This is a genomic window from Prauserella marina (assembly GCF_002240355.1).
Classification (GTDB): domain Bacteria; phylum Actinomycetota; class Actinomycetes; order Mycobacteriales; family Pseudonocardiaceae; genus Prauserella_A; species Prauserella_A marina.
Genome location: NZ_CP016353.1, coordinates 6,002,651 through 6,020,798, shown reverse-complemented (window position 1 = coordinate 6,020,798; position 18,148 = coordinate 6,002,651). Strand labels below are relative to the sequence as shown.

General features: G+C 66.3%; 20 protein-coding genes. 9 read left to right on the top strand and 11 right to left on the bottom strand.

Annotation, left to right across the window (positions count from 1 at the left end; translation table 11 throughout):
• Position 1: 1 nt before the first annotated feature.
• The 3 genes from BAY61_RS27835 to BAY61_RS27825 are packed head-to-tail and all read right to left on the bottom strand — an operon-like array spanning position 2 to position 2,863.
• Positions 2-595 carry a TetR/AcrR family transcriptional regulator gene (locus tag BAY61_RS27835; protein WP_091803540.1) on the bottom strand — a complete coding sequence of 198 codons (594 nt, stop codon included), beginning with the start codon at positions 593-595 and terminating at the stop codon, positions 2-4.
• Entirely contained in the window at positions 586-2,118 is a 1,533-nt protein-coding gene (locus BAY61_RS27830; protein ID WP_091803544.1) for an AMP-binding protein, read from the bottom strand. The genes BAY61_RS27835 and BAY61_RS27830 overlap by 10 nt, the downstream gene beginning before the upstream one ends.
• On the bottom strand, positions 2,111-2,863 hold the full coding sequence (locus BAY61_RS27825; RefSeq protein WP_091803547.1) for an enoyl-CoA hydratase/isomerase family protein: 753 nt from the start codon (positions 2,861-2,863) through the stop codon (positions 2,111-2,113). Before BAY61_RS27825 ends, BAY61_RS27830 begins: the two co-directional genes overlap by 8 nt.
• Positions 2,864-2,910: 47 nt before the next feature.
• Between BAY61_RS27825 and BAY61_RS27820 the strand changes: the two genes are divergently transcribed.
• From BAY61_RS27820 to BAY61_RS27805, 4 genes are all read left to right on the top strand, one after another.
• Positions 2,911-3,345, top strand: coding sequence for a GNAT family N-acetyltransferase (locus tag BAY61_RS27820; protein ID WP_091803550.1), 435 nt, complete (start codon positions 2,911-2,913; stop codon positions 3,343-3,345).
• A 39-nt stretch (positions 3,346-3,384) separates the two neighbouring features.
• Positions 3,385-4,068, top strand: a complete 684-nt coding sequence (locus BAY61_RS27815; RefSeq protein ID WP_091803987.1) for a metal-dependent transcriptional regulator — start codon at positions 3,385-3,387, stop codon at positions 4,066-4,068.
• A gap of 133 nt (positions 4,069-4,201) precedes the next feature.
• Positions 4,202-5,017 (top strand): LLM class flavin-dependent oxidoreductase, encoded by an 816-nt coding sequence (locus BAY61_RS27810; RefSeq protein WP_091803553.1) that lies wholly within the window; start codon positions 4,202-4,204, stop codon positions 5,015-5,017.
• Positions 5,018-5,094: 77 nt separating this feature from the next.
• Positions 5,095-5,436, top strand: a complete 342-nt coding sequence (locus BAY61_RS27805) for a transcriptional regulator (protein ID WP_091803554.1) — start codon at positions 5,095-5,097, stop codon at positions 5,434-5,436.
• Here BAY61_RS27805 and BAY61_RS27800 read toward each other — a convergent pair.
• The 3 genes from BAY61_RS27800 to BAY61_RS27790 are packed head-to-tail and all read right to left on the bottom strand — an operon-like array spanning position 5,386 to position 8,460.
• Positions 5,386-6,615, bottom strand: coding sequence for a pyridoxal phosphate-dependent aminotransferase (locus BAY61_RS27800; protein ID WP_091803557.1), 1,230 nt, complete (start codon positions 6,613-6,615; stop codon positions 5,386-5,388). The genes BAY61_RS27805 and BAY61_RS27800 overlap by 51 nt on opposite strands.
• Positions 6,616-6,668: 53 nt before the next feature.
• Complete coding sequence (locus BAY61_RS27795) at positions 6,669-7,331, bottom strand: response regulator (RefSeq protein ID WP_091803559.1); 663 nt, start codon at positions 7,329-7,331, stop codon at positions 6,669-6,671.
• The gene (locus BAY61_RS27790; protein WP_170140174.1) at positions 7,324-8,460 is read right to left on the bottom strand and encodes a sensor histidine kinase; all 1,137 of its coding nucleotides are present in this window, start codon (positions 8,458-8,460) and stop codon (positions 7,324-7,326) included. Before BAY61_RS27790 ends, BAY61_RS27795 begins: the two co-directional genes overlap by 8 nt.
• Before the next feature lie 132 nt (positions 8,461-8,592).
• Between BAY61_RS27790 and BAY61_RS27785 the strand changes: the two genes are divergently transcribed.
• Together BAY61_RS27785 and BAY61_RS27780 are read left to right on the top strand one after the other, a co-directional pair.
• Entirely contained in the window at positions 8,593-9,504 is a 912-nt protein-coding gene (locus BAY61_RS27785) for an ABC transporter ATP-binding protein (RefSeq protein WP_091803989.1), read from the top strand.
• Complete coding sequence (locus BAY61_RS27780; RefSeq protein ID WP_091803565.1) at positions 9,501-10,265, top strand: ABC transporter permease; 765 nt, start codon at positions 9,501-9,503, stop codon at positions 10,263-10,265. Before BAY61_RS27785 ends, BAY61_RS27780 begins: the two co-directional genes overlap by 4 nt.
• 5 nt (positions 10,266-10,270) lie before the next feature.
• On the opposite strand, the gene BAY61_RS27775 is transcribed toward BAY61_RS27780, so the two are convergent.
• The 4 genes from BAY61_RS27775 to BAY61_RS27760 are packed head-to-tail and all read right to left on the bottom strand — an operon-like array spanning position 10,271 to position 13,869.
• Positions 10,271-11,377 carry a sulfotransferase family protein gene (locus tag BAY61_RS27775; RefSeq protein WP_275935813.1) on the bottom strand — a complete coding sequence of 369 codons (1,107 nt, stop codon included), beginning with the start codon at positions 11,375-11,377 and terminating at the stop codon, positions 10,271-10,273.
• A gap of 24 nt (positions 11,378-11,401) precedes the next feature.
• Positions 11,402-12,193: an SDR family oxidoreductase gene (locus tag BAY61_RS27770; protein WP_091803571.1), complete on the bottom strand. Its 792-nt coding sequence runs from the start codon at positions 12,191-12,193 to the stop codon at positions 11,402-11,404.
• Positions 12,190-13,359 (bottom strand): hypothetical protein, encoded by a 1,170-nt coding sequence (locus BAY61_RS27765; protein WP_091803574.1) that lies wholly within the window; start codon positions 13,357-13,359, stop codon positions 12,190-12,192. Before BAY61_RS27765 ends, BAY61_RS27770 begins: the two co-directional genes overlap by 4 nt.
• A 21-nt stretch (positions 13,360-13,380) precedes the next feature.
• Entirely contained in the window at positions 13,381-13,869 is a 489-nt protein-coding gene (locus tag BAY61_RS27760) for a nuclear transport factor 2 family protein (protein ID WP_091803991.1), read from the bottom strand.
• Positions 13,870-13,948: 79 nt separating this feature from the next.
• On the opposite strand from BAY61_RS27760, the gene cysD reads away from it, so the two are divergent.
• The 3 genes from cysD to BAY61_RS27745 are packed head-to-tail and all read left to right on the top strand — an operon-like array spanning position 13,949 to position 17,426.
• Positions 13,949-14,860, top strand: coding sequence for a sulfate adenylyltransferase subunit CysD (gene cysD, locus BAY61_RS27755; RefSeq protein WP_211323555.1), 912 nt, complete (start codon positions 13,949-13,951; stop codon positions 14,858-14,860).
• The gene (cysC, locus tag BAY61_RS27750; protein WP_091803580.1) at positions 14,860-16,680 is read left to right on the top strand and encodes an adenylyl-sulfate kinase; all 1,821 of its coding nucleotides are present in this window, start codon (positions 14,860-14,862) and stop codon (positions 16,678-16,680) included. The genes cysD and cysC overlap by 1 nt, the downstream gene beginning before the upstream one ends.
• Entirely contained in the window at positions 16,677-17,426 is a 750-nt protein-coding gene (locus tag BAY61_RS27745) for a 3'(2'),5'-bisphosphate nucleotidase CysQ (RefSeq protein ID WP_091803583.1), read from the top strand. The genes cysC and BAY61_RS27745 overlap by 4 nt, the downstream gene beginning before the upstream one ends.
• Here the strand turns inward: BAY61_RS27745 and BAY61_RS27740 are convergent.
• The gene (locus tag BAY61_RS27740) at positions 17,403-18,062 is read right to left on the bottom strand and encodes an SGNH/GDSL hydrolase family protein (RefSeq protein WP_091803586.1); all 660 of its coding nucleotides are present in this window, start codon (positions 18,060-18,062) and stop codon (positions 17,403-17,405) included. The two genes, BAY61_RS27745 and BAY61_RS27740, sit on opposite strands and share 24 nt — an antisense overlap.
• Positions 18,063-18,148: the final 86 nt, after the last annotated feature.

Genomic DNA, 18,148 nt, shown 5'->3' with positions numbered 1-18,148 from the left:
GTCAGGACACAGCGTGGCGGCCGTCGCTCACCCCTAGCGCGCGCATGGCGAGTCGCACATAATGCCCGGCCAGCGCGTCGAGGCCGAGCGTGCCCTTCGGCGAATACCACCTGGCCACACCATTGCACATCTCCAGAAGGGCGATTCGGGTGATGGTGGGTTCGGCGGTGTCGAAGACGCCTTCGCGGACGCCGTCGGCGATCGCGTCGGACCACAGTCGCTCGTATTCGTCACGCAATCCGACGACGGTACGCCGCGCCTTCGGCGAGAGGACACCAATCTCGTGGTCGACCACCCTGGTCTCCTTCGGCTGTCTCGCGTGCGTCGTGACGTGCAGCGCGACGAGCCTTGAGAGGCGTTGCCGGGGGTCGGTGACATCGGCGACGGCTTGTTTCGCGGATTCGAGCAACGCGCCCAGGCTGTCGCGCATGATCTCGGCAAGCAACTCCTCCTTTGTGCCCATGTAGTGGTACAGGCTCGCCGAGGACAGCTTCGCCTCCTGGGCGAGATCCCGGATTCCGGTGCCGTGGAAACCCTTGTCCGCGAACAGCTTCACCGCGGCCCGTTTGACTCGTTCCCTCGTCGTCACAGCCATGTTCCGGACATCCTGTCGTAGCTGCCCTCGCGCAGATCGTCGCTCGCCCGGCGCAATTCGCCCTTGGCGACCCGTTCCGACGGTGTCATCGGAAGTGAGTCCACGAACGCCCAGTAGCGCGGGACCTTGAAGGAGGCCAGCCGTCGCGCGCAGAAGTCGGCGAGCAGGCCCGCGTCGACCCGGTGGCCTTCCGCGACGACGACGTATGCCTTGACCTCCTCGCCTCTGACCTCGTCGGGAACGGCGAGTACCGCGGCGGCCGCGACGCCCTCGTGTGCCAGCAACGTTCGCTCCACTTCGTCCGCCGAGATGTTCTCGCCGCTACGGCGGATCATGTCCTTGGTGCGGCCGAGGTGGAAGACCCTGCCCTCGCCGTCCATTCTCGCGAGATCGCCGGTACGGAACCAGCCGCCCCGGAAGGCGCTCGCCGTCGCGCCTGGGTCGGCGTGGTAGCCGTGCATGAGCCCGACACCCCTGATCAGCAGTTCCCCCTTCATACCTCTCGGCACCGGGTTTCCCTCCTCGTCGCCGATCATGACCTCTCGAAGTGTTCCCGGCCTTCCGAGGCATCCTGTTCCCACGAACTCGTCGTGGTCCTCCGGCGTCATGCGGATGTCCGATCCCGTTTCCGTCATCCCGAACGCCTCGAACCACGGCACGCCCCATCGCCGTTCCAGCGCGGCGTGCAACTCGGCCGGAATGGCGGATGCGGAGATCGCGCGCACCCTGTGCTCGGTGTCGGAAGGCGATTCCGGCATGCGAAGCAACAGGGTCGGCATCATGCCGAGGCAGTAGAACCAGGTGACATCGTACTCGCGGACCTTCGCCCAGAACGTCGAAGGGTGGAACCGGTCGAGCACGACGAGTGTCGCGCCGGAGGCGAGTCCTAACGCGACATTCCATTGCGGATCGATGTAGTGGAAGGGTTGCGCGGTGAGCAGGACATCGTCGCCCGCGATGCGCGGGAAGCCGTTCACGAGTTCGGAGGCGAGCGCCGTCCAGTAGCGGTGCGGCAGTACACAACCCTTCGGTGAGCCCGTCGTGCCCGATGTGTACTGGATGTTGGTCGGCGACTCCGGAGTCGCCGCGAATCTCGGTACCTCGATCGACGGCCGCAGTTCGGCGACCGTCACGACGGATGCGCCGGGCGCGATCGCGTCGAGCAGGGGAGCGAATTCGTCATCGGTGACGACGAGCCTCGCGCCGGAGTGGGCGAGTACGTGTGCGCCATCGGCTTCCCGGTAACCGGTGTTGACCGGCACCAGTATCGCGCCGATCTTGCAGAGCGCGAGCCACAGCAACGGGAACTCGGGCTGGTTTCGCAGCATCACCGCGACCCGCTCGCCCGCGACAACGCCGAGCGCGGCGATGGCGGAGGCGAACTCGTCGCTGCGACGGTCGACGTCGGCGAAGGTCAGCCGCTGCCCCGTCTCGTCGAACACCCACGCGTCGCGGCCGGGCCAGGCCGCCGCGGCGGCCCGCAGCAGGCCGAGCAGGTCAGTCGGCGTGGCTGGTTCAGTCATCGGTTCTGAACCGTTCGATCGACTCGGTGACAGCCGGTGAGTTCTCAGTCAGCAGAGCGTGGCTGACCTCCAGTTCCAGCGCGGTTTCGACGGCACTGTCGATGCCCCTGTCCAGTGCGCGCTTGGCGAGGGTGACCGAAGAACGCGGCTGACCGGCGAGCCGGTTCGCCAAGGTCATTGCCTCGTCGAGCAGGTCCTCTTTGCCGACCCTGCGGTTGACGAGGCCCATGCCCTTGGCCGTCGCGGAGTCGACGCGTTCCCCGAGCAGGATCAGTTCCTTGGCCTTGAGCGGGCCGACGAGCAGCGGGAGCAGCCGTGAAGCCCCGCCGGTGACGCTGAGCCCCAGACCGGCCTCGGGAAAGGCGAACACCGCGTCGTCGGCGGCAATGACGAGGTCACAGCCGAGCGCGAACTCGGCACCGGCTCCGATCGCGTAGCCGTGCACCGCCGCGATCACCGGCTGAGGGAGACCGCGCAACAGGCGGGTGACCTCCTGTAGTCGCTCGATCCGCTTCCGCGACTCGTCGCCGGGGTCGGCTGCCGCTTTCAGGTCATGACCGGCGCAGAAAGCCCTTCCCCTTCCCGCGAGCACGACCGCCCCGATCGTGTCGTCGTCGGCGACGGCCCTCAGCGTCCTGATCAGGTCATCGACGAGTTCGGGTGAAACGGCGTTGAGCCGGTCCGGACGGTTCAGCCAGACGAGTGCGACACCGTCGTCGACGGCCAGTTCAACGGTGGTCTCCATGGTTCCACCGTAGCGACGCGATCGATCGATCGATAGTCTCTTTTCTCATGGTTGTGAGGGATGCGGTACCGGAGGACACCGAACAGATCTGCGCGCTCATCGAGGAGCACGCGAGATACGAGGGTAACGACGAGCTGCGGCTCGACCGCGCCGACATGGCGCGGCATCTCTTCGGTGACTCCCCGAAAGCGTGGGTGCTGATCGCGGAGGCGGACGGCGCCGTCGCCGGAATGGCGCTGTGCTCGTGGAACTTCTCCACCTGGGAAGCCAAGCCGGGCATCTGGCTCGACGATCTCTTCGTGCGGCCGGAGTTTCGCAGGCACGGGCTCGGCAAAGCCCTGCTCACCGAGCTGAGGGCGAGGACCGAAGGCAGGGTCGAGTGGGAAATGCAGGAGGGAAACGAACGGGCGGCCGCCTTCTACGCCAAGCTCGGAGCCGAGCCCGCACCGGAGTGGATCAAGTACCGCTGGCTGCCCACCTGAGGAGATCAGGACGTCCGGATGACCCGTATCGTGGACACCATGGCTGACGACTCGAACCGGCGCTCGTCCTCGATAGAGGACTATGTGCGGGCGATCTACGGCCTTGCGGAGCGTGGTGAGCCGGTTACCAACACGTCGCTCGCCGGCAGGCTCGAAGTGAGCCCTTCCTCGGCGTCGGGCATGGTCACGAAACTGTCCCAGCAGGGCCTGGTCGCACACGTCCCCTACCGCGGCATCGAGTTGACCCCCGACGGCCGGTTGCTTGCCCGTTCCGTCCTGCGAAGGCACCGGCTCATCGAGTCGTACCTCGTTTCCGAGCTCGGCTACACGTGGGACGAGGTGCACAGCGAGGCCGACCAGCTCGAACACGTCGTGTCGGATCTGCTGGTCGAGCGCATCGCGGCGAAGCTGGGCAACCCTGTCCGTGATCCGCACGGCGACCCGATTCCCGCTGTCGACGGCAGTATCGAGGAGCTGTCGACCCGGCTGCTCGACGAGTTGCCCGCAGGTGCGATCGGCGAAATCGTCAGGGTCTGGGACACCGATCCCGACCTGCTGCGGTACCTCGCCGAGCACGCCATCGCGCTCGGGGAGCGCATCGAGGTCGTCGAGCGGCAGCCGTTCGGCGGGCCCATCGTGGTGCGGATCGGAGCCGCGCAGGAAGCGACGACACACGCGCTCGGCAAGGAAATCGCGCAGGCGCTTTCCGTAGCCGTGCGGTAACCCGCGTGTCCCCGTCCAGGACGGCGAGATCCGTCTTCCCGCCGGGAATATCGGGGATACGGCGAGGAACGTAGCCGCGAATACCGCTCGCGGACGGATGCGCGCCGAGCCATGCCAGGAGCATGATCAGGGTATGACTGAGCGCCCCTTCCGCTTCGGCCTCGTCGCCGGAGTCGCGGACCTGAGTTCGTTCGTCGATCTCGCAAGGCAGGCGGAGGATCTGGGATTCGACACCGTACTGACGCCTGACCCGCTGATGGGCAAGGATCCGATGACCGTCGTGTCCGCCGCGTTCGCGGTCACCAGCACTCTCCACGTCGGCACCTTCGTGCTCGTGGATGCCTTCCGCGATCGGCGAATGCTCGATTGGCAGGCGCGGAGCCTGCACGAGTTGTCAGGAGGACGGTTCGAACTCGGCATCGGAACGGGCCGTCCTGACAACGGCGGTTTCGCCGAGCGACTTGGGGTTCCCTACGACTCTCCCGGCCGCAGGGTCGGCGAACTCGCCGAAACCGTCGGATACCTCAAGGCGCAGGCCGACCGACCGCCGCTGATGCTCGCGGCGGGCGGGCCGAAAATGCAGTCGCTCGCCACGCGCGAAGCCGACATTCTCGCTCTCGCCTGGATGCCGAACACCACCGAGTCGGCTGCGCGATCCATTGTGGATGGAGTAAGGGAGAAGGCTGGAAATCGGCTTTCGGAGATCGAAATAGCCGCCAACCTCCTTTCCGTCGGAGACAAGCCCGCGCCGTGGCTCGAAAAATGGACCGGCACTTCCGACGAGGAACTGCGTCGCGCCGGAGCGGTGACGTTGTTGAGGGGAACGCCTGAGGAAGGGGCCGAGACGTTGCTCAGGCGACGCGAGGAGTTCGGTATTTCCTATTTCACGGTCAGCTCGATGTATCTGACCGAGTTCGCCGCCGTCATCGAGCGGCTACAAGGAGCTTGACAAGGGACTTTTGCCTCTTACCTCGGCGTTCTCCCGTCTCATACGCTGCACCGGTTCTCCAATGAGCGGGAGCCAAGATGACCGGTCAGCGAACACAACAAACGGACAGGGGGGCCGACGCCACACGCGAGGTCGAGGCGTTGTTGGCTACCGGCCCCTTCGCGGTGGCGCTGCGAGCGGCAATCCGGGCACGTGGTCTCGGACTCGAACGGATCCAGTATCGGTTGCGCCGCAAAGGCGTACCGGTGAGCCTGGCGACATTGAGCCATTGGCAATCCGGCCGATGCCGTCCGGAACGGCCAGGGTCCCTTGCGGCACTGCATTATCTGGAAGAGGTGCTTGAAGTTCCTGCGGGTTCTCTTCTTCGTCTACTCACCGTGGAAAACGGCGGACAACACGTCGCGCAATTGCGTCAGTGACTCGGCGATCCAGGGCAGCGAGACGGGGTCGGTGCTACGCAGAGCAGCCCAGCGCTGGTCGGAATCGTTGCCGTAGAGCAGGCTGGTGGCCGCGCGAAAGCGAAGCGCGGCGGGGTCGTCGCCGAACTCCGCGCCGGCGAGCACACCGACGCCGTGCTGGTCGAGCAGGTGGCCGGCGAGCTGAGCGCCGCTGCGAAAGCCCTTTTCTCGCAAGGGTTCGAGGTCGGGGTAGAGGTAGAATCCGGCCTCGGGTGGTCGACAGGTCGCTCCGGCGGCCGTGAACGCGGTGTGCGCGGCGTTGGCCACGGCGGAGTGCAGTGCCACGCTCGCCTTGACGTGCTCCCGAACCGGATCGGGTTCGTTCAGCACATATGTCGCTACTTCTTGCATCGGCGCGGGCAGGCTCGACCAGATTTCGCTTGCCACGCCGACGGTCGAGGACCGCAGTTCGGGATCGGGGATCCTCGCGAAGCCGATGCGGTAGCCGCCGAGCGCCATGTTCTTGCTGAGCCCCGCCGTGATGACGGTCTGTTCGGGCAGTTCGAGAGCCGGACTGTGCACCTGCTGTTCGCCGTGGACGAGATCGCGGTAGATCTCGTCGGAGAGCACGGTGAGTCCGTGGGATGCCGCCACGGCGCAGACATCCTTGACGAGCGAGGGGGCCGCGACGGTGCCGGTCGGGTTGTCCGGCAGCGTCAGCAGCAGGATGCCCGGCGTGTGGCCTGCCGCCTTGGCCTCCTGCAACGCCCTTTCGAGTCGTTCCGGGTCGGGAACTCCACCGCTCTCGGCCGGAACGTCGACGGACAGTACCCGTTTGCCGACGATCGCGGCCTGCGCCGCGTAGCTGACCCAGCAGGGGCTTGGCAGGACGAGATCGCCACGCAGGATCGTGAGCAGCGTGAACAGCAAGGGTTTGCTACCGGGCGCGAGAACGATGTGATCAGGTTCGGTGGGGATGCCGCGCCGCGTGAAGTAACCGGCAGCGGCGGCGCGCGCTTCGGCTGTTCCCGCGACGGGGCTGTACTCGTTGCGTCTCCGTGCCGAGGTGAGTACTTCCGTGACCTCGGGCAGCACCGGAAGGCCCGCTTCGCCGAACCCGAGGTGCAGTACTCGTTCGCCCGCAGCTTGCTTTGCCCTCAGTCGCTCGTTCAGCGCGAGGGTCGCTGAATGCCTGATCATCCCTGCCTCCTCTATTGCAGTCAGAGTACAACAGGCAACTTTTCTTGCAAAGCTCAGTGGTGCATCAACCCGCTTTCGTAGGCGACGATCACGAGTTGAGCCCTGTCGCGGGCTGCGAGCTTCGCGAGCAACCTGCCGATGTGCGTCTTGACCGTGGCGAGGCTGACCCGCAACTCGGCGGCGATCTCCTGGTTCGAAAGGCCACTCGCGACGAGCAGCAGCACCTCCTTTTCCCTGTCCGTCACGCCGTCGAGCCCTCGCGCGAACGGCCGGGGCGACGGCGGGGTGCTGGTGAACTCCGCGATGAGCCTGCGGGTGACGCTCGGCGCGAGCAGGGCCTCGCCGTCGGCGACGATCCTGATCGCGGCAAGCAGGTCGGCAGGTGGGGTGTCCTTGAGCAGAAACCCGCTCGCTCCTGCCCGCAACGCGGAAAACACGTACGCGTCGAGGTCGAACGTGGTCAGGATGAGCACCCTCACTCCGTTCGTCTGCGCCGTGCCACAAATGTGGCGGGTCGCTTCGATGCCATCCATGTCCGGCATGCGGACGTCCATGAGCACGACGTCGGGTTGTTGTTTCCTCGCGACGGTGATCGCCTCGACCCCGTTGCCCGCTTCGCCGACGACGCTCAGCCCTGGGGAACTACCGACCAGCATCCCGAAGCTGCCGCGCACGAGTGCCTGGTCGTCGGCTACGACGACCCTGATGTCAGCCATGGGGCAACACAGCCGACACCGCGAAACCGCCTCCCTCGACAGGGCCGGCGCTGAACGTGCCGCCGTAGACCGCGACCCGCTCGCGCATGCCGAGCAAGCCGTGCCCCTGGGCGCCCCACGTGATCCTGCTGCCGTCGTCTCGCACGCCGACGTGCACCGATCCGCTTTCCGAGCGAACCGAGACCGTGCAGCGGGCAGGCGCGGCGTGCTTCATCACGTTGGTCACCGATTCTTGGACGATCCGGTAGACGGACAGTTCGACCCCTTCCGGCAGCGGTTCCTTCACGTCCACCGACAGTTCCACCTCGACCCCCGTCGACCTCGCGCGTTCGGCGAGTTCGACGAGCCCGGAAAGCCCCGGTGCCGGGGAAAGTTCGGTTCCCTGCTCCTGTTCGGACCGTAGTACCCCCAGCAGATGGCGCATCTCGACGAGTGCGTCCCTCGTCGTGCTCTCGATGATGCCCAGCGTCTCTTTGGCCTCGGCAGGATGCTGCTCGGCGACGTGGTGGGCGACCCCCGCCTTGACGGCGACCATGCTCATGTTGTGCGCCACGACGTCGTGTAGCTCCCTCGCGATCCGGAGTCGTTCACCGATCACGGCCTCGCGGGCCTTCTGCTCGGCCGCGATCGCCGCGAGTTGCCTTCGTTCCCTGCTCGCCCTGCCGAGCAGCCACACCGAGCAGAGCAAGGTCCAGCTCAACACGATTCCAGCCAGCGTCATGGGTCGCACCGGCACCGAGTTCGTGACGAATGTGAAGACCAGAGTCACCGCGAGAGCGGGCAGTGACCGGTTTCGCGGTTCCCTGCTCGCCACCGTGTGCATAGGGAGCACCATCGCGAAGAACACCACTTCGAGCGCTCCGGTGAGCACACACAGCAGCGAGTAGAAAAGGCTCGCCCACAGTGAGGTGAGGGGCCGGAATCGTCTCGTCATGCTCGGGATGCCGATGAGTAGCGCGCTCACCCAGGCGACCCACGCGGGAAGTCCGACACCGGGCCCCCACGATCCGGCGGCGAGGTTCCCCGCCGCCGTGCCCGACAGTGTGAACGCGGCGATGACGTCGAGTGCCACAAGGTGCTTGTGGTTCAGCTTTCCGGTGAGCAGCGGCCTCGCGTCGGGATCGGACACCGGCACGAGGTTAGCCGGTCGTCCGCTCGCTCGCGTCGGTTCGTGGGATGTCATACCCAGGTCTGACCTGGAGCGGACGGTTCACGCTGGGGTCCGATGTGTCCTGAGCGAATCGCGGTCACCGTTGATGAGGTGATCGAAGTACGAGAACTCACCAAGCGCTACGGCGCGACCGTCGCCGTCGACCGACTGAGCTTCACCGTCGAACCGGGACATGTCACCGGTTTTCTCGGTCCCAACGGGGCAGGCAAATCGACGACCATGCGGATGATCCTCGGGCTCGATCGGCCCACCGACGGCGAAGCACTCGTCAACGGAAGGCGATACGCGACGTCGAAGCAGCCGATGAGCGAGGTCGGAGCGCTGCTCGACGCGGGGGCCGTGCACGGGGGACGCACCGCGGTCAATCACCTGCGCTGCCTCGCGAGGAGCAACGGCTTCGGCGACGCACGGGTCACCGCCGTACTGGACAAGGTGGGCCTTCGCGAGGTGGCCCGGCGGCGGGTCGGCGGCTTCTCGCTCGGGATGAGACAACGCCTCGGCATCGCGGCGGCTCTGCTCGGCGATCCCGGCGTCGTGCTCTTCGACGAGCCGGTGAACGGGCTCGACCCGGAAGGCATCCGCTGGATCAGGGATCTCATGCGGGCACTGGCTCACGAGGGCAGGACCGTGCTCGTGTCGAGTCATCTCATGAGCGAGATGGCGTTGACGGCGGATCGGGTGCTCGTGGTGGGTAGGGGCAGGCTCATCGCCGACACCTCGATCGCGGAACTGGCCGAGCAGTACCGGAGGGACGTGCTCGTCCGCACCGGGGCGGACGCCGAACTGGCCGGGGTGCTCAGGTCCGAGGGCGCGCGAGTCGACGAGGTGCCCGAAGGCGGACTGTCCGTCACGGGAATGCGGGCGCGGCGCATCAGCGAACTCGCCTCCGCCGCCGGAATCCTGCTGCACGAACTGACTCCGCGCAGTGCCTCGCTGGAGGACGCGTACCTCGACATCACCGATGACGCGGTGGAGTACCGCGCGCAGGGAGGTGTCCGATGACCGTCGTCGTTTCGGAATGGCTCAAGGTCCGCACGGTTCGCTCGACGTATTGGCTGCTCGCCGCGACGGCGGCGGTGTTCGCGATCGGCTGCGTCGTTTCGGTGCTGATGGTGGCCGACTGGGACAGCGCGCCTCCCGGCGAGCAGGCGTCTTTCGGCAGCGCCGACATGTCGGTGATGGTCCTGCCGTTCATGATGTTCAGCCTCGGTGCGCTCGGCGCGATGGCGATCACCGCCGAGTACGGCAGCGGGATGATCAGGTCCGCGTTGGTCTCGGTGCCGAAACGGTTGCGGTTGCTCACGGCGAAGGCGGTTGTCGTCGGTGTTCTCGCGCTGGCCGTCGGGTTCGTGCTCTCCTCGGCGATGCTGGTTGCCGTCGACCTCATCGTCGGCGACCGTCCCGCACCCATCGCGGCGTGGCCCTCGATCTCCGACGGGGTGCCCTACGTGCTGGCTTCCTCTGTCACGGTGATGGTCGTCGCGCTCGTCGGGCTCGGTCTCGGCACCGCCATTCGCTCGGCGGCCGGTTCGCTCGTGACTATGACGGTGCTGCTCTACGTGCTTCCCGTCGTGGTGTTCTTCTTGCCCGCGCCGTGGAGTACCAGTGTTTCGTCGGTGCTGTTGCTGAACCTGCCGCATCAGCTCGCGGGCGATCTGCCGGGCATGCCGCTTTCGCAGGCGGGAGCGGCGGTCGCCCTCGCGAGCTACGTCGTGCTCGCACTGGGAGCCGCCGCCTTGTCCATCAGCAAACGCGACGCGTGACCGTGTCAGGCGAAGTGTGCCTCGACCTGTTCGGCGGTGAGCCCGAAGTCGGAAAGCGAGTAGGTGTGCGAGGGTGCCGCGCTCCCGCTCGTGCTCTCCCCGTGCAGCCGCCGCATGGCCGAGCGCGCCTCGTCGCCGAGCGGGATGCCGAAGTGGTCGTAGATCGCCTCGGCCGTGCCGAGCGGGTCGGCGACGAAATCGGCGTAGTCGACGTCGTAGAACCGGGATTGGTCGTGCTTGGCGCGTTCGGCGGTGAACGTCGCGAGCCCGCGCGACCACAGCGCGAGCTGGTCGGCGCCGATGACCTCACCGCGAAAGACGTCCGACCAGCCTTCGGTGGCGCGGGCGGTGAGACTGCACACCGAGGCGATCGCCGTGCTCGGCGCGCGGTGCGTCTGTACGACGAGCGCGTCGGGGTACACCGAGAGCAGTGCGTCGAGCGCGAAAAGGTGGCTGGGATTCTTGAGAACCCACCTGCGGCTCGCGTCGGGAAGGCCGATGAGCTGGAGGTTGCGCCGGTGCCGCTCGTACGCGGCTTTCCAGTCCTGTGTGGACAGCCAAGCCGAGTAGGAAGGTATGTGTGCGAGGCATTCGTAGGAAATCGAAAGGGCCGACTGGCGCAGCAGTTGCCAGCATTCCTCGACCTGGGCCGCCGACATCGCGTGCAGGCCCATGAATTCGGGGTGCTCGTCGTGGTACTGCTCGTAACCGGCCTGGATGCGCTGGAAGACCGGATTGGCTTCCCAGGTGTCGCGAGGAGGCCGAGGCTGCGGGAACTCGGTGAGCCACACCTCAAGGCCCTGGTGGGCTGGATCCGCGGTGAGCAACCGGTGCAGGGCCGTCGTTCCGGTACGGGGGAGACCGGTGACGAAGATCGGTCGTTCGATGGTGACGTCGGTGTGGCGGGGAAAAGCCCGCCACGCCGCCTCGCTCAGCGACCTCGCCACCAGCGCTCCGCGCAGGAATGCCTTGGCGACCCTTGCGCCGTGCGGGGTGAGGCTCGCCTCTCGCTCGTAGGAGTCGAGCAACACCGCGAGCCCTTCGCGGTAGTCGTCGGAGCCGAAGTCGTCGAGCCCTGTGATCCGCGTCGCCGCCTCATGCAGCTCATCCATCGTCGCTACAACCATGTGACGCCCCTAGTTGTGGTATTCGCCGCTGTTGACGTCGAGGCAGTGGCCGGTGATCGCGCGCGCGAGCGGGGAGGCGAGAAAGACCACGGCGTCGGCGATCTCGTCGGGATCCGGCAACTTGCGCAGGTCGGTCGTCGCCGCGACCTCGTCGTAGACCTCCTGCCTGCTCACCCCGCGCTTCTCGGCGAGGTAGCCGAAATACCAGCGTAACGAGCCCGCCCAGATGTAGCCGGGGGCGACGGAGTTCACCCTGACACCCAGGGGCCCAAGTTCGGTCGCCAGGCTTTGCGACAGCGCGAGCAGGGCCGCTTTCGACATCTTGTAGGGGCCGAAGGTGCGCCGCGAATGCCGCAGTACGGCCGAATTGATCATCACGACAGACCCCGAACTCGCGGAGAGCCCTTCGGTGAACAGCCTGGTGAGCCGCAGAGCGGCGAGTACGTTCGTCTCGAAACCCGCGCGCACCGCGTCGATGTCGACGTCGGCGAGGTCGGTGATCGGCGGGATCGCGAACGCGTTGTTGACAAGCGTGTCGACCCTGCCGAAGTGAGCCAACGTGGATTCGACGAGCGCGGAAGCCGAGTCGTCGTCGGTGACATCGGTGCGCACCGCGACAGCTTGCCCTCCCAGCTCGTCGATCTCCTTGGCGACCTCGTCGAGTCGTTCGCTCGTTCGTGCCGCGAGCACGATCTTCGCCCCGGCCAACGCGCTCCTGACGGCGATCGACCTTCCGAGGCCGGGACCGACTCCTGACACCACGACGACCTTGTCGGCGAGCAGTTCTCCGGCCGCGTTCATCCGAGCATCCTGGTTGCCACCGCGCGTTGTCTCGCCGCGATCCGAGCTTCCCATTCGTGCGGGGTGACGGCGGCCTTTTCGTAGTAGGGAAGGACTTCGGGAAGTTCGGAGACCGGCACGATCTTCACCGTCGGCCCGTCCGAAGGCTCCAGTTCGCGGGACAGCCGCTGCCAGCGAAGCTGCACGTAACCCCGGTTGTGCCCGAGCCGTTCCAGCCAGTTGGCATGTGAAGGGTTCCGCTCGCTGATGACGAACCGGATCATCCCGTCTGGATCAACGAGCGCCTGGTCGGCGGTGAGGCTGGTTTGGTGGTTCTGGTAGTCGAGCGAGATGTACCACATGCTGCCGAGTTGAATGCCCTGGTAAGGAGCATCCGATGCGGGGACGGTGACGATCATCGCTTCGTCGTCGGCGAGGTCGAAGTGCCCGACGGAGGAATACTGGGTGGCGAGCCCTCCCGGTGTTCTCCTCGGTTCGGTCAGCGTGTTGACCGGCAGATTGAGGTAGTACCACTGGGGAAACGCGAGGAACGTCTTGAGCCGGGACACCAGTATCTTGCCCGCGACTCGATACCGTTTTTCCAGGTCTCGCTTCGTTTTCGGGGCAGGCGCGCTGCCTGCGAGATCAGCCCTCCTGATCCGCAGGGTTCCTCGCTGTTCGTTGCCCCAGTCGCTGTAGACCTCGCGGATGACGAGCATCGCGGACCCCTCGCCGAGTACGACGTAGCCGGGCCCCGCCTTGTCCCGGTCGGGGCCGAAGCGCAGTTCGAAGGTGCCGTCGGGAGCGATCTCGACGGCACGGTCGTCGAAGGCGGTCAGGCTGTCGGGTACGTCGGCAGGTGAGTAGTCGCCGTTGAGTACCTGGAAACTCAGGTCTCTCGTGCTGCCTCTGGTTCCGATGACGACGTACTCGGCGTCATCGCGAAGATAGGAATGGAAGTAGAGAGCATCTGGGTTGTCGAGGCCCATTTTCGTGTAGGGGCCCGTCGAATGGACGAAGTAGGGGAAATCGCGTTCATAGGCCCACGCGAGCTGCAACGCGGCTCTGATGCTGCCAGCGAGGTAGTCGTAGCCCTCGACGAGATCCGGCTCGCCGTTGACGTGTGGTGCGTCGGTAATGATCTTCTCGGCATCGGCGATCGAATCGGCGAACGGCTTCGTCAGCACCCGATGATAGTAGAACTCGTTCTATGTCGTGGTCAATCGTCCAGGCGTCGAGGTGAGTCGGTATCCGGGAATGCTCTCGAACGAGTAGGTCGCCTCGTAGGTGCGGGTGTAGCCGGTGTGCCGGATGAGCCAGCCGCCTTGCTCTTCGAATACGTAGCTGTCCTCGTAGAACGCGGCGCCCTCGATGACGACCTTGTGTTCCTTGGCGATGACCTTGTCCTGGAAACTCCAGACGCCATGGGCCCTCGTGCCTTCGATGTCGATCTCGGGTTGACCGGCCGCGTGCACGGTGGTGATCTTCTCGTCGAGTGTCGTGCTGAGAAAGTCGATCAACTCGGTGCGGCCGGTGAAATTCAGCGGCTCGCCCATCGCGGGAGTGCCGTAGTTGGCTGTCACGTCAGGGGCGAGCGTTCCCGCGAGTTCGTCCCAGTCCTTGAGGTCGACGCAGCGCAGGTAGCGGTACTTGACTCGCTTGATCTCCTCGATGGCCGAAAGGGTCGCGATGTCCATGCTCTCCAGCTTCCGCGCTCCCTTGACCAAGTGCAAGAACCTGTTCTAGTTTCGTTGCTGATTCCGAAAGGTGGTCAGCGTGCGGACGACCTACGAACTGACGCAGTTGCGCGCGCTCGAAGCCGAGGCCGTGCATATCTTCCGGGAGGTTGCGGCGACCTTCGAAAATCCGGTGCTGCTGTTTTCCGGCGGCAAGGATTCGGTCGTCATGTTGCACCTCGCCGCCCGCGCGTTCTGGCCCGCTCCACTGCCGTTTCCCGTGCTGCACATCGACACGGGGCACAACTTTCGTGAGGTCGTCGAGTTTCGCGATCGGGTCGTGCGGGACCTGGGCCTGCGGCTCGTCGTCGGCAGCGTGCAGGAGGACATCGACAGCGGCGCCGTCGTCGAGGAGCGAGGGAGGAATGCGAGCAGGAACAGGCTCCAGACGGCGACCCTGCTGCGGACCATTCGCGAAAATGGCTACGACGCCGTCTTCGGCGGGGCGAGGAGAGACGAGGAGAAGGCACGAGCGAAGGAGCGAGTGTTCAGTTTCCGCGACGAGTTCGGCCAGTGGAATCCAAGGGCGCAGCGGCCCGAACTCTGGAATCTCTACAATGGACGGTACAGAAAAGGCGAGCACATCAGGGTTTTCCCGCTTTCCAACTGGACCGAGCTGGACGTCTGGACCTACGTGGCCGAGGAGGACATCGCGCTGCCCTCGCTCTACTACGCGCACCGGCGCGAGGTCTTCCAGCGGGACGGCATGATGCTCGCCGTTACCGAACACCTTTCCCCGTCGCCTGACGAGCACGGTTACGAGGCGACTGTGCGATTCCGCACGGTCGGCGACGCGACCTGCACCGGTTGCGTCGAGTCCGTCGCGGCCGACGCGGCGCACGTGGTCGCCGAGATCGCCGCGACGAGAGTGACCGAAAGAGGAGCGACGAGAGCCGACGACCGGATCTCAGAGGCAGGTATGGAAGACCGCAAGATCGAGGGCTACTTCTGATGTCCCAGTTGCTCAGGCTCGCGACGGCAGGCAGTGTCGACGACGGCAAGTCGACGCTCATCGGCAGGCTCCTGCACGATTCCAAAACGCTGTTCGTCGACCAACTCGCCGCCGTCGAGTTGGCGAGCAGGCGACGTGGCGAGGACTATCCGAACCTCGCCCTGCTCACCGACGGTCTCAGGGCCGAGAGGGAGCAGGGCATCACCATCGATGTCGCCCACCGCTACTTCGCGACGCCGCGAAGGAAGTTCATCATCGCCGACACTCCCGGCCACATTCAGTACACGAGGAACATGGTCACCGGTGCGTCGACGGCCGACGTCGCGCTTGTGCTCGTCGACGCGCGCAAGGGCGTGCTCGAACAGTCGCGCAGACACGCGTTTCTCGCGAGCCTGCTCGGTATCCCGCACGTCGTGCTGTGCGTCAACAAAATGGATCTGGTCGACTGGTCCCGCGACCGGTTCGACGAGATCTGCGCGGACTTCCGCCGGTTCTCGATGAAGCTCGACGTGCACGACCTGACGTTCGTTCCGGTCTCGGCGCTGCTCGGCGACAACATCGTGCACCGAAGCGCCAGCATGCCGTGGTATGAGGGAACATCGTTGCTGCACCACCTCGAACAGGTGCACGTCGCCTCGGACCGCAACCTCGTCGACGCACGCCTTCCCGTGCAGTACGTCATCCGCAGTCAGGAGTTCCGGGGGTATTCCGGCACGGTCGCCGGCGGAGTCTTCAAGCCCGGCGACGAGGTGCTCGTGCTTCCCTCCGGCCACCAGAGCACGGTGAGTGCGATCTGGGGGCCGGGTGGGGTGCCGCTCGCGGAAGCGTTTCCACCGCAGGCGGTGACCGTTCAGCTCGCGGGCGAACTCGACGTCGGCAGAGGCGATTTGCTGTGCAGGAAGGGAAACCGGCCGCACGTCGGCTCCGACATCGACGCCATGGTGTGCTGGTTCGCGGAGCGGGACAAGCTCGCCGTCGGCTCCACCTTCGTGCTGCGGCACACCACGAGAAGCGTCAAGGCGACCGTCCGCGAATTCGACTACCGGCTCGACGTCAACACCCTGCATCGCGACGAGCACGCGGATGCCCTCGCGCTCAACGAGATCGGCAGGATCCGGCTGACCAGCAGGCAACCGTTGCTCTTCGATCCGTACCGGCGCAACAGGACGACGGGCAGTTTCATCCTCGTCGACGAGGCGACCAACGACACCGTCGCCGCCGGCATGATCACCGGCCCGCGCGCCGACGAGGTCCAGCTCGCCTGGCAGCGAAGCGCGGTCACCAGGCAGCAGCGACAAGCCGAGGGTGCGACGGTGTGGCTCACGGGCCTTTCCGGCTCCGGTAAGTCGGCGGTCGGCGTCGAACTTGAACGCAAGCTCATCGCGACGGGCAGGGCCGCCTACCTGCTCGACGGCGACAATCTGCGGCACGGGCTCAACGCCGATCTCGGGTTCACCGCCGCCGACCGGAGCGAGAACGTGCGCAGGGTCGGAGAGGTCGCCCGTCTCTTCGCCGACGCGGGCGTCGTCGCCATCGCCTCGTTGATCAGTCCCTACGGCGCCGACAGGGACCGGGTCCGAGCCGTCCACGACGCGGCCGGGCTGCCCTTCGTCGAGGTGTTCGTCGACACCCCCATCGACGTGTGCGAGGAACGCGACCCGAAGGGCCTCTACGCGAAGGCGAGGGCGGGCTCGCTCACCGGCTTCACCGGAATCGACGACCCCTATCAGGTGCCTTCCGCGCCCGAACTGGTGTTCCGGCCCGGCGATGGTGACCCAGCGGCCATGGCTGAGGCCATTCTTGGTTTCCTGGAATCGTGACCACTGACGTACGCATCGCGGCAAGGCTGGCTGAAGAGGCGGGCAGGCTCCTTCTCTCGGTCAGGGCGGGAGGCTGCGACGACAGCACGGCCCTCGGCAGGCTCGGCGACACCGAATCCAACACGTTGCTGACGACCCGGCTCGCCGAATCGCGACCGGACGACGCGGTGCTGTCCGAGGAGTCGGCCGACGACCCGAGAAGGCTCGAAGCCGAACGCGTGTGGATCGTCGACCCGCTCGACGGCACCTGCGAGTTCAGCACGCGCGACCGCGTCGACTGGGCCGTGCACGTCGCGCTGTGGGAAGCGGGCAAGGGCATCACGGCTGCGGCGGTGTCCCTGCCCGCACTCGACGTCGTGTATTCCAGTGACACCGCGGTGCTCGCCGACCGGGTCACCGAAGGTGTGCGCATCGTCGTGAGCCAGAGCAGGCCGCCGTCCTTCGCGGCAGGGGTCGCCTCCGCCCTCGGCGCGGAAGTCGTCCCGCTCGGCTCCGCAGGGGCGAAGGCCATGGCGGTGCTGCGGGGCGATGTCGACGCCTACCTCCACGCGGGAGGGCAGTGGGAGTGGGATTCGGCGGCCCCGGTCGGCGTCGCGCTCGCGGCGGGGCTGCACGCGAGCCGGATCGACGGATCACCCTTGCGATACAACGAAAGCAACCCCTACCTTCCCGACCTGGTGATCTGTAGGCCGGAGCTGGCGGAACGGCTGCTGGCTGCCATCTCAGCCGAGAATGCCGCCGAGTAGCCGAAGCGTCTCGGTCGCCGCGATGGCGTGCCCCCTCGCGTTGACGTGGATGCCGTCCGAGCTGTAAATCGAGGCGTCCGCCGAGGCGGGATGGTTCGCGAGGTCGACGTGCCACGCGCCGTTCCGGTCGGCGACGGACCGGGTCAGCGACGCGAGCGCGGCCAGCCTCGGCCGCAGCGCGGCAGCCCGCTCCGGAGAGAGCGCGGGTGAGCGGGAGATGTCGAAGAGCCCCATGGTGACCACGTCGCCGCGCAACGCCCCGACGATGCTGTCGAGTACCGCTTCCACCGCGCCGGGGTCGAAAGTGCGGTGCAGCATGTCGTTGCCGCCGCAGGCCACGACCGTGAGACCGGGCTCGAACGCGAGCGCCGCGCTCAGTTGCAGGTGCTTGACCTCGTCGGCGAACGCTCCGTACTTGCCGAGGTTGAGGTAGGCGAGCGCGGGGTTGTGCGCGGTGAGGACCGCCGCCAGCCGGTCGGCCCACGGTTGCCTCGGATAGCCGGGTGGGTCGTCAAGGTCGCCAGCACCCTCGGCGACGCTGTCGCCGAGGACGACGAGTCTGCGCCAGCCCGCTCCGTAGAGCAGCGGGTACAGCACCTCGTCGGTGAGGCAATGCGGATCGGTGCGTTCGTTCATTTCGGCTCCTCGACAAAGTAGGTGGACGACCGTACTAATAGTTTGCACTCGTGACGCGCGTTTGCCTAGTCAGTTTTTCCAAGTAT